The organism is Methylomonas sp. BG-2 (genome assembly GCF_057766305.1).
This window is the reverse complement of sequence record NZ_JBYMAP010000112.1, coordinates 1-14,272: the sequence shown is the minus strand read 5'-3', so window position 1 is coordinate 14,272 and position 14,272 is coordinate 1. Positions and strand designations below refer to the sequence as shown.

Here is a 14,272-nt window from a genome sequence, read left to right as displayed (position 1 = left end):
CCGCAATCGACGATACACCAACGCCCCGGATAAGCGCGGCGCACGGCCAATAAAGCTAGCCATCGGTCTATCCCCAGTTTATCGGGACTGTGGTAAGCATTGACCACGCCCGCCGCACTGGCCACCGGTAACGGTTGCACAATGTCCACCCCCGGCCATAACCGTCTCGCCACGTCCGATACATCGCCCAGGACCGCCGGTGCGCCGACCGCGGCGATGCCAACGCAATCGGGCCTGGCGTAGGTCCGCCATTGCCGTTGCAAGCACTCGGCGAATCCGGTTTGTCGATAATCAGCCGCGTGAATATCTCCGACCCGACCGTCGACCGCCAATGCCCATTTCAAGCGGCTGTTACCCAGGTCAACCAATAAAATCACGATTTGCTAAAACTCACCTCGCCGGATGCGAAACGGCGCAGTTCACCATCAACATCCGTTAACAGCAGTAAACCTTGGTCGTCGATGCCGGCCACCGTGCCACGGTGCGCACGGCTACCTACTGAAATATCCACCGTTTTCCCGACCATACAATCGGCCTCGCGCCAATCATCGATGTAATCAGCCAAGGTACGCTGCTCAAACTCCGCCAACACCGGTAGCCAATGATTGAGCAGTACACCGCTCACCTGGTTACGCTCCGGGCGAGCGCTTCCGCCAAACACCGCCGCCAAATCCGCCCAGGCCTGATCGATGGCCTCGCCTTGTTTGGCAGGCATATCGACATTCAATCCCAATCCGGTCACCGCGTGGCAGGGTCCGCCGCTTTCACCGGACACTTCGATCAAAATCCCACCCAATTTGCGCTGCCGCCAATAAATATCGTTAGGCCATTTCAAGCCGACGTCACGAGCGCCCAACTGGCGTAGCGCGTTAATTGTCGCCACGCCCAGCGCCAGGCTCAGGCCAGCGATGGCGGCCGGTCCACCTTGAAAACGCCACAATGCCGAGAAATAAATGTTACGCCCGAACGGCGAAATCCATTGCCGACCACGCCGTCCCTTCCCGGCGGTTTGGCGTTCGGCGAGACAGACCAAGCCGCGTGGCGCGCCTCGTTCGGCGAGTTCATGCAAATAGGTATTGGTCGAAGCGATTTGGGCGTGGAGTTCCAGCTCGGTCAATAGAGCGCGAACAGGAGGCTCTATATGAGCAAAAATGCGCTGTCGGTCGAGTAGTTCGATGGGCGAGGCTAAACGGTAACCCCTACCCGACACAGCCATTAATTCGATGCCCAGCTCGTGCAAGCCCTGCAAATGCTTCCAAACCGCCGAGCGACTGACGCCGAGCACCTCGGCCAATTCGGTACCTGAATGAAATCGCCCGTCGGCCAACAAGGCGATCAGTTGCTTATCGATCGGCGATATCAATCAATCATCCCGCAAACAGGCGCCGAAACCGGCTCAAGTTTCATTCTTATCGCGTAGTTGTTGCAGCTGCTTTTTAACCACATGCTTGATCAGCAACTCCCTGTCGTCTTCTTTCATGTTGATGTATTCCACGCAAACCGCGTAGGGCCGCTCGGGATTGTCCGCCGAAATATCCTTGCAGTGAACCACCCTGGCGTAAGCAACAATAACCGCCATGCAGGAAGTCAGCAGCATTCTCAGTTCCAGAACCTCGCCTTCCTGCACTGGCGTTTCATTGCTAAACGCCAGACCGGTGGCGCTCAGGCTGACTTCCCGGGTGTCGTGTTCGGAAAACTGCTCGGATTGGCTGGTCAAAACCTGGGCGATCAAATTGATTTTGGTATCCAGCAACTTCAAATACTCGAACAAATCGGGATCGCGCCGTTCCAACCTCGGAGCCAGTAGTCTGGCCTCTTGATTCAGCACTTCCAACGCGGACGCCAGCGAACAATTGCTCAACACATCGTCGGACACATGGCTCAATACCTTGACGTGATTTTTGTCGATGACTTTGTGCAATAAGTTAATCGTATCGTTAACCCGAAAATATCGCCGTTTTTCTGTAATTTCGTCCGCCATGGTCGCACTGTCCTCAAAATTTTTTGATGGGATTCTATCGATATTCCAGCAATTTTAGCGTATCCGCCGCTGGAAACGTCAGTCTTAACCGCCCACGACGACATCGTAGCCGTTGAAGAGCGCGGGCAATTCGCAACGGTCCACCAACATCAGCGGGATAATTGGCGCACCGCGCTCAAGACCGCGTTCGTTCAGCGACTCTTGTTCGACAAATACCTCGGTAACCCCGTAGAGCGCCAACGCTTGGAGCATCGCCGCCGAATCCTTAAACCCCAGTCCATTCGCCCGCTGCCCTTCCGCCAGCTGCCAGACGCCGTCGTCGACGAACAGCACGCCGACCGTCTGATCGAATGCCGCGGTCGTCAAGATCAAATCCAAGGCTTCCTGAACGCCGTTCCCCAAATGCGGAGCCTGGGACAACGTAAACAAGTACCGTTTTTTCATCGCGATCAAAACGTCAGACAACGGTCCGCGAGCAAGGTCGCTTCCAGCCATTGCCCCAAGCCGGCAATCCGAAAACCGGGCGCCACATCGTCGTCGTTTTTACCCTGGCGCCGCGCCTCGTCGGCGCATAATAGGCCCCGCCGTTGCGCCGCCGAAATACAGACCACTAAATCGATACCCTTTAGTTCCGCCAAACGACTCCAGTCCGCGACCGGCGCCCGCTCGTCATCCGGCGGCGTGGCGTAACGGAACGCATGGTAGATCCCGTCGCTATAAAAGAACACCCGGACGATCTGATGCCCCTGAGCCAACGCCGCATCGACAAACCGAAACGCGTGCAAACCGGCATTGGTCAAGTAAGGACTAGCATTAACCTGTACTGCAAATTTCATCAGAATGTAAAATGTATCCGGCAAATTCAACCAAGCGCCGCATTTTAATACGGCTCTGGCGAGTTTGCCTCGAATCCTTGCGCGACTGAACCATTGACCGCCGTTTGCTGTCCCAGCCTCCATGAAACTGACTGCCCCAATTCTCGGCTTTAGCCTGACTTTGCTCGCCTCCTCCGGCGGCGCCATCGAAATCGAAAAAATGCAACTGCCGGACATGGGTGATTCGGCGGGCGCAATCATCTCGCCGATCCAGGAACGGGAATTCGGCGAGGCGTTTTTCCGCAATCTGCACACTCAGGCGGAAATCAGCCAAGATCTGGAAATCGAGCAGTATATTCAAAACATCGGCAGGCAATTGGCGGCGCATAGCGATAACCCGGCGACGCCGTTCCATTTTTTCGTGGTGATGGAACCCGATATCAACGCCTTCGCCGGCCCCGGCGGCTACATAGGCGTCAATTCCGGCTTGATACTTTTGACCGAATCCGAAAGCGAATTGGCTTCGGTGATGGCTCACGAGATCGGCCACGTCACCCAACGTCACTTATACCGCTCGATCGAAAAAGCCAGCAAAATGTCGATACCGACCGTCGCCGCGACATTGGCGGCCATCCTGATCGGCACCCAATCGCCCAATATGGGCCAAGCGGCACTGATGGCGGTCCAGGCCGGCAATATCCAATTTCAGATCGATTTTACCCGCGAACACGAAAAGGAAGCCGACCGGGTTGGCATGCAGACCTTGGCCGAGTCCAATTTCGATCCTCGGGCGATGCCGGTTTTCTTCGAAAAACTGATGCAGTCCACCCGCTATTACGGCAAGGGTGTCCCCGAGTTTTTACGTACCCACCCGGTCTCCGAAAGCCGGATCGCCGACACCCGCGGCCGAGCTGAAACCTATCCCTATCGGCAAATTCCGGACTCGATCGGCTACCTATTGGCGAAAGCCAAACTGATGGTCGCCACCTCGAGCGATAAAAAATCCGCGCTAAAGCATTTCGCCACGTTGGAGCTGCAGGGTACAACCGAGCAACGGGGGGTAGCGCGCTACGGTATCGGCCTGATCCACCAGGACGCTCAGGAATTCGCCAAAGCCTCGGAAATTTTTCAACAATTGACCGATCAATATCCCAATCAACCGCAATACCCATTCGCACTGGCTAGAACCGCAATGGACAGCCACGACTATCAGAAAGCCAGTGCGCTCTTGAGCAAAGCCAGCGAGCGCTTTCCGAGTAACGACGCGATCAAAATCGAACTCACCCGGGCTTTGATCAAAAACAAGCAGCCTGAGCGCGCGCGCCAAGCCTTGCAGTCGATGTCGGATTACCAAAAGCAGCAACCCTTCTATTTCGAGCTACTGGCCCAAATCCATGCTGAGTTGAAGCAACCGGCCGAATCTCACCGCTACATGGCTGAATATTATTTCGCCAGCGGCGATACCGAGGCCGCGATGACCCAAATCAAGCTCGCCAGACAAGAACCCGATCTTAGCTTTCAGCTGCAAGCCATCCTCAACGAGCGGCTGAATTTCTTCCTCAGCGAAGAAGAATCCCGTAAATCCGAGCGTTGACCGAGCGCGCCAACAGCCACCGATAGAATCCGAGAGCAAAGCCGGGATAACATAATTTCGAGACAAAACCATCGGGGGCAATCGTGTATTTTTTTGTTGGACAGTCGGAACTTTTTTCACTACACTTCGCCCACCTTTTACGGAGTGCATGCGACCCGAAGCGGTCGTAACTTTAGGGGGAGGGAAGCGGCCTGTTTAAAGGCTGAACAACAATAACAATAAGTGTAACTGCTTAACTAAACTGTCCTAGCGACAGGCGTCCACAGCTATAACAACAATAATTACAACCACAGGACGGGCCCGCGTTAGCGGGCTTTTTATTGCCCTTCGCATTGCTCAAACCAAGCGGTTCCGTTCCGCAATTGGCTAAGCCAGCCTTTTATCTTATAATCGAACTCCCGCTTGGGCTGCGGCCCTACAATCGAGCCGTCCTCAGTGCTCAGGCATCCTCATCAAACTCAGCAAGGTTAAAAATATGGCACGCGTTACCGTTGAAGATTGTTTAGAAAATGTCGAAAACCGTTTCAAATTGGTATTACTCGCCAGTAAGCGAGCCAGACAATTGGAAAAAGGCGCGGACGAATTTGTCCCGCGCGGCAAAGACAAGGATACCGTCGTGGCCCTGCGCGAGATCGCCGCGGGTTTTGTTTCCGAAAGCAATGTCGATAGTCTGCACCGCGCCGGCTACGTTTCGGAAACCCATATCGAAATTTAAGTCCGATGCCCGAGACAGCCGCCAAACCCGCCCCGGCCCTGCCCGCGATAGAGCATCCCGAAGAGAAACTGCTTCACCAGCTCTGCGAGGCTCTGCGCGGCTATCTCGATACCGACCAAGTCAACGACGTCGTCCGCGCTTACCATTACGGCGCGGCGGCACACTCCGGACAATTTCGCCGTAGCGGCGAAGCCTATATTTGTCATCCGGTTTCGGTGGCGATCACGCTGGCCAGCATGCACATGGATGTCCATGGCATCATGGCGGCGATCTTGCACGATGTCATCGAAGACACACCGATCAGCAAGGAACAACTCGGTCTGCAATTTGGCGTTGAAGTCGCCGAGCTAGTGGACGGCGTTACCAAGCTGTCCAAAATCGACAGCCGCTCGCGCGCCGAAGCCCAGGCCGAAAACGTCCGCAAAATGTTTTTGGCGATGGCTCAGGATTTGCGGGTGATTGTCGTCAAGCTTGCCGACCGGCTGCATAACATGCAGACCATGGGCAACATGCCCTCCGATAAAAAGCGCCGCATTGCCAAGGAAACCCTGGAAATCTACGCCCCTATCGCCAATCGGCTCGGGATGAACGAGATCCGCCATCAGTTGGAATCGCTGGGCTTCAAGGCCCTTTATCCTTACCGTTACTCGGTGATATCCAGTGCCGTGAAAAAATCGCGCGGCAACCGGAAAGAAATCATCGACACCATACAAAACGCGATCCAGAATCGCTTGAACGAAAGCAGCCTCAGCGCCACCGTGGCCGGCCGCGAAAAAAATATCGCCAGCATTTACCAAAAAATGCTGAACAAGCGCATCTCGTTCACCGACGTATTCGATGTTTACGCGTTCCGGATTTACTGCGCCCAAGTCGACGACTGCTATCGGGCGCTAGGCTGCGTGCACAATCTATACAAACCGGTGCCCGGCCGTTTCAAGGACTATATCGCCCTGCCTAAAGCCAACGGCTATCAATCGCTGCACACGATTTTGATAGGGCCTTACGGCGTGCCGATCGAGATTCAAATTCGCACCCACGACATGCACCGCATGTCGGAATCGGGGATAGCCGCGCATTGGCTATACAAATCCGACAAGGACAAAAGCGAAACAATACAGGCGCGCGCCAACGAATGGTTGCGCGATTTGCTGGAAATTCAAAAATCGGCCGGCGATTCGCTGGAGTTCATCGACAACCTCAAGGTCGATCTGTTTCCGCAAGAAGTCTTCGTGTTCACGCCCAAGGGCAAGATCATCAAGCTGCCGCGCGGCGCCACCATCGTCGATTTTGCCTACATGGTGCATACCGACGTCGGCAACGCCTGCATATCGGCCCGGATCGACAAAAAGCTGGTGCCGCTGCAAACCAAGCTGGAAAACGGTATGACCATCGAAGTCATCACCGCCGCCTGGGCCCGCCCCAATCCGCTGTGGTTGAACTACGTCACCACCGCCAAGGCCCGCAGCTGCATCCGCGCCTATTTAAAGAACTTCAAGCAACAGGAAGCGATCAATCTGGGCCGCCGCTTGCTCGAGAAGGAATTACAAAGCATCGGCATCCAGCTCGAGCAAGTCGATAACAGCCGCATTCTGCAAGTCTTGCAAGTCTTGAAAAAACACTCGTTGAACGACTTGCTGGAAGACATCGGCCTCGGCAACAAAATGCCCTTCCTGGTCGCCAAACACATCGCCCAAACCGACGTCAACGCCGCCGTCAAGCTGCACGACAACGTGCCCAAGGCCAGTACGCCGCTAATTATCAAAGGCACCGAAGGCATCGTCGTCAGTCTGGCCAAATGTTGTCGACCGATCCCCGGCGATCCGATCATCGGCTTCTTCAATCCCGGCAAGGGTATCGTCGTTCATCACCACGAATGCCGCAACAGCAACGAAGTCAGAAAAAAACAAACCAGTTGGCTGGACGTGGAATGGAGCCCGGAAGCCAGCGGCGAATTCCCGGCCGAGATCCGCATCGAATTGCTGAACCAGCGCGGTTCTCTGGCGACGATCGCCTCGACGATATCCGGGATGGATTCCAACATCGAAAACATCACCGTCGTCAGTCAGGACGACCGGGTGTCGGTCGACCTGTTGATCCTGGCCGTGCGCGACCGGGTCCATCTGGCCAACATCATCCGCAAACTGAAAAAGCTATCCATCGTTTTGAAAATCACCCGCATCAAGGCCTAACATGAGCAAGGAAATCATCTCCACTCCGAACGCCCCGCAAGCGATCGGCACTTATTCGCAAGCCGTCAAAGTCGGCGATACCGTTTACCTGTCCGGCCAGATCGCGCTAGACCCGGCTACGATGCAAGTCGTCGAAGGCGACATTTCTGTCCAAATCCGTCGGGTATTCGACAATCTGCAAGCCGTTGCCCAAGCCGCCGGCGGCGATTTCAGCAACATTGTCAAACTCAACATCTTTTTGACCGATCTCGGCAATTTCGCCACCGTCAACGAAATCATGGCCGAATATTTCAGCCAACCCTACCCCGCCCGCGCCGCCGTCGGCGTGGCCTCGTTGCCCAGAGGCGTCGGCGTTGAAATGGATAGCGTGATGGTTTTAGAAAACTGATCCGCGCTCCCCCCCCTGTCCAAGGCTCGGCCAGGGGGTAGCGCGGATTCAGCGCAATTCGCTTTTTACTCCGACCGAACCATGATCGGACACCTTGGAAGGGCTCCGAGCGCCGCCTGAAAACCATTCGCCACAAGAAGCCTAGTCTTTGGCGGTATCGATCACCTCAAGGAACCGGACTCCCACCGTGCAGGCATCCAACCAAGGCCGGCGGCCAAGCATTTTTGCTCCGAAACACCGACAAGACTTGCAAAAAACTCGGCTCGGGCGGAGCCCTCAAGTGCAAACGCTCACCGGAAATCGGATGCGGAAAAACGAGTTCCGTGGCCGCGAGCATCAAGCGCCCGTGACCGAAACGCTCGGCGAAATACCGGTTGTGGCGGCCTCTGCCGTGGTTGGCGTCGCCGATGATGGGATGGCTGATATGTTTCATATGCCGGCGCAGTTGATGCTTGCGTCCAGTTTCCGGGCATAACTCGACCAGACTGTAACGACTGGTCGGATGACCTTCGATCTCAACCGGAATCTCCGTCGTCGCCAAGCGCCGGTAGCGTGTGCGGGCTTCTCGTTCCGGCTGCGACTCACCTTTCCGCCGCCGGTCTTCCGGCTCGTCGCGTAAAGGATGGTCGATCACGCCTTGTTCCGGCAACCAGCCGCGCACCATGGCCAGATAGGTTTTGGATACCTCACCCACCATGAGCGTCTTGCCTAAAATGCTAGCGGTTTGCGGATCTCGAGCGAACAGTAACAGACCGGAAGTGGGACGGTCCAACCGATGCACCGGATAGACATGCTCTCCGCCATTCAACGCTCGCGCGTATTGCAACGCGAATTCGGTTTCGTGTTTGTCAATGGGACTGCGATGCACCAGCAAGCCAGCCGGCTTGTGAACCGCCAACAGCCAAGGGTCGCGGTAAAGCTCGGTTAGCGGATTATGCGCTGACAACATCGCCGATTTGCTGGCCTATGCTTGAATAGCGGAATTCAATCTCCGCGACCAATGAAGATTCTATTGCCCAAGCGCTCAACCCGGCTGGCCGTCTAGGCGCGGCGCAGTCAATATCGGCGCGTAGTAAAACGCAAACAGCGAAAATGCCGCCAACCAACAATAGGCGGAGACGATCACTAGGCCGCCGTACCAAGCCGGCACCAGGGCCGGAACCAATACTCGGCACAAGGCCGCCAGATTGACGGCGACAAAGGCAATCGCAATCACGTTGGAGGCTTTCAAGGCTCGCCCGGTGTGGCCGAGCGCAACCCTCGCCATCATGCCCAAGGTCAGAATCCCGATCCCGCCCACCGTGAACGCATGCAACGCCAAGGCCGGCGCCACCCATTCAAACGCCGACAACGCCACCAGAACGAAACCGACGATCACCCACGCATACCCGATATACAGTACCCAAAGTAACGGCACGTACCAAATCCGCGGGTTGTACCAACCGGCGACGCGCAACAGGCTCAAAACCGCCGCCGCGACTGCCGCCACCGCCAGAAACACACCGGAAACGCCGATCAACCATAACAGAAATACCGCGGCGCCAGTCACGATTGCCGCGATGTCCAAGGTCGGACTACGAATGCAGATAACGCCCGACAGGCCGCGTTCGGTAAAAAACGGGAACACCCGGCCGGCAATCACCAAAATCATCACGACCACCAGCCCCGCCACCAAATTCAGACCATGCGCGGCGCCCGCGGCAGACCAACCGAGCACTTCGCCGTGTATCCAGGCATTCCCCAGCGCCATCAGCAACAGCAACGCGACGAACACCCCGTGTTTATATTGCCCGGTTTGTAATATCGGCCGGGCAACAAAGTAAGTCAAAGCCGGCAGAAAACTCCAATCAACCGCCGCGATCAAAAGGTCCGGCAGCAATTCGGAATAAAACGGCAGCACTCTGCCGTACAACCACAGAAAGCTCAAGCATGCCAATTGATCCGGGCCGACCGTCGGCCGAGAGGTCCAGTTGGCAACGGCGGTCAACAAAAAACCGGCGATCACCGCCGAAGTGTATCCCAGCAGCATTTCGTGGGCATGCCAGAGACTGCCGGGGAAATAATTGTCGATATGCAGATTGCCGTTGGACATCGCATTCCAGAGCGCGATCAAAGCCAGCGCCGATAAACCCGCCAACGCGAAAAACGCCCGAAAGCCCATCGCGAACAGCGGATAATCAAAAACCGGTTTGTTATTCATGCAAGCGCTCCTCCAGCCAATCAATTTCGTGTTCCGAGAATCCGGCGATTATACGCACTTCTCGGTTAAACGGGCCCTTGGGCTTGCCTTTGTAACAAGCCAATAATAAGGCCTTGTAGTGCTCTTCCGGGGTTAGCCCGCGTTCGGCAGACAAGCGCTTGAACCAATAGGAACCCCGCTCGACGTGGCCGATTTCGTCACGGTAGATTCGCTCCAGCACGGTAACTCCAGCGGCATCGCCCAAAACCTGAAGCTTGGCGATCATGCCCGGCGTCACATCCAGACCGCGCGCTTCCATGCAACGCGGCACCACGGCCAAACGCGCCAGTACATCGTCGGCGGTATCCTCGGCGTGTGTCCACAAGCCACGGTGCGCCGGCAGGTCGCCGTAATCGACCGAGTAGCGTTGCAGGTGCTCGCGAATCATCGCGAAATGCTCCGCCTCCTCGGCGGCGATGGCCAGCCAATCCCGATAAAAAACGGCCGGTAAGCCGCGAAATCGGTAGAGAATGTCCCAAGCCAGATAAATCGCGACGAATTCGATATGCGCCAACGCATGAAAGAAGGCCGCTTGTCCGGTATTGGAGTCCAGGCGCCGCCGCGGCATGTCGCGCGGCATCGCCAATATCGGCCGTGCCGGAAATACGGTATCGGCCATCGACCGAATTCGGCCGGTATCGTCAAACGCCAGCGCACCGGCGTCGCAAAGCTGCTTAGCGCGCCGAGTGTGGTCTAACTTGGCGGCGATATCTCCGTCGAACAAACAACGTTCGGCAATTTCGAATAAATTTTCCAAATTCTCTCCGGTACCGCCGGTTGTCAAGGCTCGGGTATGGCCCAAAAGCGGTTAAACCGGCCATTTTAGCGGATAGCGCGGCAGCCGGCGCGCGCCGTCCGCGGCCGAACTCGGGTTAGAGGTGGAAATAGGCAATGGTTTTTTCAAGCGCGCCGGAGATACCCTCCAACTCGCGCGCGGCATCCGAGGTTTTATGGACGGCCGTCGAGTTGTCCACCGTCATTTGCGCGATGCGTTCGACGTTACGGGCAATTTCGGAACAAGCAATGTTTTGCTCATGGATCGCGGCGGTGATCTGCTGAATGTGCAGCGCAACGTTGGTCGAGCTATTCTCGATCTCGTCGATCGATAGCCCGGCCTGTCTGGCCAAGTCCGCGCCGGCATCGACTTGCGCCACCCCCGCCGACATCGTCGTCACCGCGCTTTGGGTGCCGCTTTGAATTTTGGCGATGGTTTGAGCAATTTCCAGCGTCGAACGCGAGGTACGTTCGGCCAACTTGCGTACTTCGTCGGCAACTACCGCGAACCCCCGCCCCTGCTCGCCGGCTCGGGCAGCTTCGATCGCGGCATTCAAGGCCAGCAAATTGGTTTGATCGGCGATGCCGCGAATCACGTTGACGATTGCGGTCACTTCATTGGATTGTTGTTCCAGACGGGCGATCGCGGCGGCGGAATCGGCGACCGCGGCAGCGATGTTGGCCATCCCGGAGGCTGCCCGCAAAATCACCTCGCGGCCAGCGGCGGAAATTTGCTCTGTTTGGCGGCTGATTTCGCGCGCCGAGCTGGCGCTGTTGGCCACTTCACTGATGCTGGCCGTCATCTGCTGTACCGCGGCGGCGGTCGTGCTGGCGGCTTCGCTTTGGACATAAGAAGCCTTCGATACCTCGTCGGCGGTCTCCGCCAAACGATGCGCCGCCAACGCGGCTCGATGCGAACCTTGTTCGATCGCGCCGACGATGTCGCGCAATTTATCGCGCATGCTGGCCATCGACGCGATGACGCTGGTGGTGTCGTCTGGCTTGACCGGAATCTTGACCTTTAAATTGCCGGAAGCGATTTGGCTGGCGATATCGCTGACCTCGAACGCTTCGCCTCCCAATTTGCCGAGCACCCCCCGCACGATAAATACCGCAGTGGTCAGCGAAAACAGCACCACCACTAAACCCAACCCCAGGTTGGTCCACTTCAACGCGGTAAATTGCGCCAACATCTCCCCGATTTGCCCGTCCATCTTATCGGTTTGGGCGTCGCCAAGCGTACCTAGCAAGCGCACGTATTCGCCAATGTTGCCGCGTAACGTATTGACCAAATAGCGCTTGGCCTCGTCAGCCGTTCCGGATTTCACCAGCTCGACATAATGCTTGCGGTTGTCGGTATAGGTTTTCCGGGCGGCTAGGGTCTGTTCCAGCACTTGCTGGTCGGCGGGATCGCTGACGGCGGCATTCAGAAAATCGAAGCTGGCGGTGATACTTGCACTATTGGCCGTCATCTCGCGGGTAATCGCTTCGATCTCGCCCGGATCGCTGGTTTCACCCAGTAACAGGGTATTCCCCCAATTGCGCAATACGTTCATTCGAACGTTGTTGGCATGCGCCGTGGTGGGGTACACCGTCTCCGAGATAAACTTGGCGCCGTCGCCAACTTCACTACTTTTGAAATGCGTCACGCCGACCATCGCGACATTCAAACACACGACTCCGCTGAGACTCCAGGCCAGCAACGTGGCAATTTTCAAATTCGCCAACATATCCGATTCTCCCAACTTTAGACTATGAGTGTCCGGGAAGTATAGACAACAAGCGAATGCGTCGTTTCGTGAAGCGCGGTGGCTGGATATGTCGCCGCTAAATCCAGCCTGGAGGTCTATTCCCATGGAACGAGCCACTATCACTTTGGCTAGGGACTGGAATTGCCTCTTTCAATCGGCGTGATTGGGATGGAGGCACCAAACCAACGTGGTCGCGCGGTGCCTGCCTGAGGAGGTCGCTTAGTGGTGACAGCCAGCACCGTGAATATGGCCGTGGGACATTTCGTCGGCGGTCGCCGGCCGAACGTCAACCACTTCGACATCAAAGGTCAAGGCTTCGCCCGCCAAAGGGTGGTTACCGTCTATCGTGACATCGTCGCCGTTGATTTCGGTCACGGTGATAACGCCGGAACCGTAATTGACGTCGGCATGAAATTGCATGCCGACTTCGACTTCCATGTCACCGAACATGGTTTTCGAGACGACTTGCTTCATTTCTTCGCGAATTTCGCCGTAGGCTTGATCCGGCGCTATCGTCACGTTGAATTTATCGCCGACTTGTTTGCCGGCCAACGCCGCTTCCAAGCCGGCGATAATGTTGCCGGCGCCGTGCAAATAAACCAACGGCGCTTCGCCGCTCGAACTGTCCAGCTGCTCGCCGTCTTGGTTGGTTAAGGTATAATGGAAGGATACCGCGGTATTGTTGGTAATCTGCATAAAGCGCCTTGATAGGGAAAATTTGAAGGCGTCATCATATAACCTTTTCCTCGAAATTACATGTCGCGCTGGAGACCTCCCCGCCCTAAATCGTCGCCGTATATCACCGCCGCCGGCTATCAAACCTTGGAGCTTGAGCTGAAGACGCTTTGGGAACGGCGCAAGCACGTTACCGCCGCCCTCGCCGCCGCCGCCGCCGAAGGCGACCGCTCGGAAAACGCCGAGTACATTTACCGTAAGAAGGAACTGCGCGAAATCGACCGACGGATTCATTACCTGCAAAAACGGCTGCCGGCATTGACCGTCGTGGCCGACAAACCTACTCGACAGGATCAGGTCTTTTTTGGCGCTTGGGTCACCTTGGAAACAATGGAGGGGGACGAAATGACTTATCGCATCGTCGGTGCCGATGAAATCGACACCTCCGGCGGCTTGATCAGCCTGGATTCGCCGCTGGCTCGCGTTCTGCTGAAGAAGCTGCTGGACGACGAAGTGGTGGTAAGGCACGGCGATCGGGAAACCCGCTATTACATTACCGGCATTCGTTACTGAAGCCCATGAGCGCCCACGCTGTCTGGTTGCGTTTCAAACTGTTGGTCGTCGTTGCGATATTGACCGTGCTGGAAATCGGCCCAATACCGCTGTTCGGCTTGTTGCTAATATGGGTTATCGCATTTCGACCCCGTTGGTTCAAGGCCTTGCTGGACCGGATCTACGACGCTTAACCCATGCCGGAACCCGATCTTCCGCTGTTTGTCTACGGCACCTTGCGGGCCGGCTGCGGCCCCGCCCACCAGGACTTACTGGGCGACGCGGCGGCCTTGGGGCCGGCAAGCTTGAATGGCGCGCTTTACGATGTCGGCGGCTATCCGGCCGCGGTCCTCGGCAACGGCCCGGATTGGATCCACGGCGAGCTTTACGATTTGCGCGGTAACGCGGAGCTATTCGCCCGCTTGGATGCCTACGAGGAATGCAGCTTCGAATTTCCCGAGCCGTGCGAGTATCGTCGGGAAATCGTCGAAGTCAGTCAACATCACCGTATCCGTCCGGCCTGGGCCTATTTGTATAACCGGCCAACCCGTGGGTTGATCCGCATCGAATCCGGCGACTATCGTCAATATCTGACCCTG

General features: G+C 56.5%; 17 protein-coding genes. 7 read left to right on the top strand and 10 right to left on the bottom strand.

Annotation, left to right across the window (positions count from 1 at the left end; all coding sequences use genetic code 11):
• The 5 genes from AC3B8H_RS12220 to tusD form a co-directional block, all read right to left on the bottom strand.
• Nucleotides 1–377, bottom strand: a 377-nt coding sequence (locus tag AC3B8H_RS12220; protein WP_488441848.1) for a type III pantothenate kinase, incomplete at its 3' end; no start/stop codon positions are given.
• Nucleotides 374–1,363: a bifunctional biotin--[acetyl-CoA-carboxylase] ligase/biotin operon repressor BirA gene (birA, locus tag AC3B8H_RS12215; RefSeq protein ID WP_488441847.1), complete on the bottom strand. Its 990-nt coding sequence runs from the start codon at nt 1,361–1,363 to the stop codon at nt 374–376. The genes birA and AC3B8H_RS12220, both read right to left, overlap by 4 nt.
• A gap of 33 nt (nt 1,364–1,396) precedes the next feature.
• Nucleotides 1,397–1,981 carry a PilZ domain-containing protein gene (locus tag AC3B8H_RS12210; protein ID WP_488441846.1) on the bottom strand — a complete coding sequence of 195 codons (585 nt, stop codon included), beginning with the start codon at nt 1,979–1,981 and terminating at the stop codon, nt 1,397–1,399.
• Between the two features lie 84 nt (nt 1,982–2,065).
• Nucleotides 2,066–2,425: a sulfurtransferase complex subunit TusC gene (tusC, locus tag AC3B8H_RS12205; RefSeq protein WP_488441845.1), complete on the bottom strand. Its 360-nt coding sequence runs from the start codon at nt 2,423–2,425 to the stop codon at nt 2,066–2,068.
• 5 nt (nt 2,426–2,430) lie between these two features.
• On the bottom strand, nt 2,431–2,817 hold the full coding sequence (gene tusD, locus AC3B8H_RS12200; RefSeq protein WP_488441844.1) for a sulfurtransferase complex subunit TusD: 387 nt from the start codon (nt 2,815–2,817) through the stop codon (nt 2,431–2,433).
• A 121-nt stretch (nt 2,818–2,938) separates the two neighbouring features.
• Between tusD and AC3B8H_RS12195 the strand changes: the two genes are divergently transcribed.
• The 4 genes from AC3B8H_RS12195 (at nt 2,939) to AC3B8H_RS12180 (ending at nt 7,682) form a co-directional block, all read left to right on the top strand.
• A complete protein-coding gene (locus AC3B8H_RS12195) occupies nt 2,939–4,390 on the top strand; it encodes a M48 family metalloprotease (RefSeq protein ID WP_488441843.1) in 1,452 nt (483 codons plus the stop codon).
• Between the two features lie 475 nt (nt 4,391–4,865).
• On the top strand, nt 4,866–5,105 hold the full coding sequence (gene rpoZ / locus AC3B8H_RS12190) for a DNA-directed RNA polymerase subunit omega (protein WP_064031788.1): 240 nt from the start codon (nt 4,866–4,868) through the stop codon (nt 5,103–5,105).
• Between the two features lie 5 nt (nt 5,106–5,110).
• Entirely contained in the window at nt 5,111–7,294 is a 2,184-nt protein-coding gene (locus tag AC3B8H_RS12185) for a RelA/SpoT family protein (RefSeq protein WP_488441842.1), read from the top strand.
• A gap of 1 nt (nt 7,295) precedes the next feature.
• A complete protein-coding gene (locus AC3B8H_RS12180; RefSeq protein WP_488441841.1) occupies nt 7,296–7,682 on the top strand; it encodes a RidA family protein in 387 nt (128 codons plus the stop codon).
• Nucleotides 7,683–7,848: 166 nt separating this feature from the next.
• On the opposite strand, the gene AC3B8H_RS12175 is transcribed toward AC3B8H_RS12180, so the two are convergent.
• From AC3B8H_RS12175 to AC3B8H_RS12155, 5 genes are all read right to left on the bottom strand, one after another.
• Nucleotides 7,849–8,631 (bottom strand): pseudouridine synthase, encoded by a 783-nt coding sequence (locus tag AC3B8H_RS12175; protein ID WP_488441840.1) that lies wholly within the window; start codon nt 8,629–8,631, stop codon nt 7,849–7,851.
• 75 nt (nt 8,632–8,706) lie between these two features.
• Nucleotides 8,707–9,882 (bottom strand): NnrS family protein, encoded by a 1,176-nt coding sequence (locus AC3B8H_RS12170; protein ID WP_488441839.1) that lies wholly within the window; start codon nt 9,880–9,882, stop codon nt 8,707–8,709.
• The gene (locus AC3B8H_RS12165) at nt 9,875–10,678 is read right to left on the bottom strand and encodes a ferritin-like domain-containing protein (protein ID WP_488441838.1); all 804 of its coding nucleotides are present in this window, start codon (nt 10,676–10,678) and stop codon (nt 9,875–9,877) included. The genes AC3B8H_RS12170 and AC3B8H_RS12165 overlap by 8 nt, the downstream gene beginning before the upstream one ends.
• A 115-nt stretch (nt 10,679–10,793) precedes the next feature.
• Nucleotides 10,794–12,425, bottom strand: a complete 1,632-nt coding sequence (locus AC3B8H_RS12160; protein ID WP_488441837.1) for a methyl-accepting chemotaxis protein — start codon at nt 12,423–12,425, stop codon at nt 10,794–10,796.
• A gap of 240 nt (nt 12,426–12,665) precedes the next feature.
• Nucleotides 12,666–13,142: an FKBP-type peptidyl-prolyl cis-trans isomerase gene (locus AC3B8H_RS12155; protein ID WP_488441836.1), complete on the bottom strand. Its 477-nt coding sequence runs from the start codon at nt 13,140–13,142 to the stop codon at nt 12,666–12,668.
• A 60-nt stretch (nt 13,143–13,202) separates the two neighbouring features.
• On the opposite strand from AC3B8H_RS12155, the gene greB reads away from it, so the two are divergent.
• From greB to AC3B8H_RS12140, 3 genes are all read left to right on the top strand, one after another.
• Entirely contained in the window at nt 13,203–13,694 is a 492-nt protein-coding gene (greB, locus tag AC3B8H_RS12150) for a transcription elongation factor GreB (protein ID WP_488441835.1), read from the top strand.
• 5 nt (nt 13,695–13,699) lie between these two features.
• Nucleotides 13,700–13,867: a hypothetical protein gene (locus tag AC3B8H_RS12145; protein ID WP_488441834.1), complete on the top strand. Its 168-nt coding sequence runs from the start codon at nt 13,700–13,702 to the stop codon at nt 13,865–13,867.
• A gap of 3 nt (nt 13,868–13,870) precedes the next feature.
• The coding region (locus tag AC3B8H_RS12140) for a gamma-glutamylcyclotransferase family protein (RefSeq protein WP_488441833.1) at nt 13,871–14,272 on the top strand (402 nt) is incomplete at its 3' end.

Coding starts and splice junctions, on each gene's coding strand:
- AC3B8H_RS12210 (WP_488441846.1), bottom strand. CDS start 1,981: ATGGCGGACGAAATTACAGAAAAACGGCGATATTTTCGGGTTAACGAT.
- tusC (WP_488441845.1), bottom strand. CDS start 2,425: ATGAAAAAACGGTACTTGTTTACGTTGTCCCAGGCTCCGCATTTGGGG.
- tusD (WP_488441844.1), bottom strand. CDS start 2,817: ATGAAATTTGCAGTACAGGTTAATGCTAGTCCTTACTTGACCAATGCC.
- AC3B8H_RS12195 (WP_488441843.1), top strand. CDS start 2,939: ATGAAACTGACTGCCCCAATTCTCGGCTTTAGCCTGACTTTGCTCGCC.
- rpoZ (WP_064031788.1), top strand. CDS start 4,866: ATGGCACGCGTTACCGTTGAAGATTGTTTAGAAAATGTCGAAAACCGT.
- AC3B8H_RS12185 (WP_488441842.1), top strand. CDS start 5,111: ATGCCCGAGACAGCCGCCAAACCCGCCCCGGCCCTGCCCGCGATAGAG.
- AC3B8H_RS12180 (WP_488441841.1), top strand. CDS start 7,296: ATGAGCAAGGAAATCATCTCCACTCCGAACGCCCCGCAAGCGATCGGC.
- AC3B8H_RS12175 (WP_488441840.1), bottom strand. CDS start 8,631: ATGTTGTCAGCGCATAATCCGCTAACCGAGCTTTACCGCGACCCTTGG.
- AC3B8H_RS12170 (WP_488441839.1), bottom strand. CDS start 9,882: ATGAATAACAAACCGGTTTTTGATTATCCGCTGTTCGCGATGGGCTTT.
- AC3B8H_RS12160 (WP_488441837.1), bottom strand. CDS start 12,425: ATGTTGGCGAATTTGAAAATTGCCACGTTGCTGGCCTGGAGTCTCAGC.
- AC3B8H_RS12155 (WP_488441836.1), bottom strand. CDS start 13,142: ATGCAGATTACCAACAATACCGCGGTATCCTTCCATTATACCTTAACC.
- greB (WP_488441835.1), top strand. CDS start 13,203: ATGTCGCGCTGGAGACCTCCCCGCCCTAAATCGTCGCCGTATATCACC.
- AC3B8H_RS12145 (WP_488441834.1), top strand. CDS start 13,700: ATGAGCGCCCACGCTGTCTGGTTGCGTTTCAAACTGTTGGTCGTCGTT.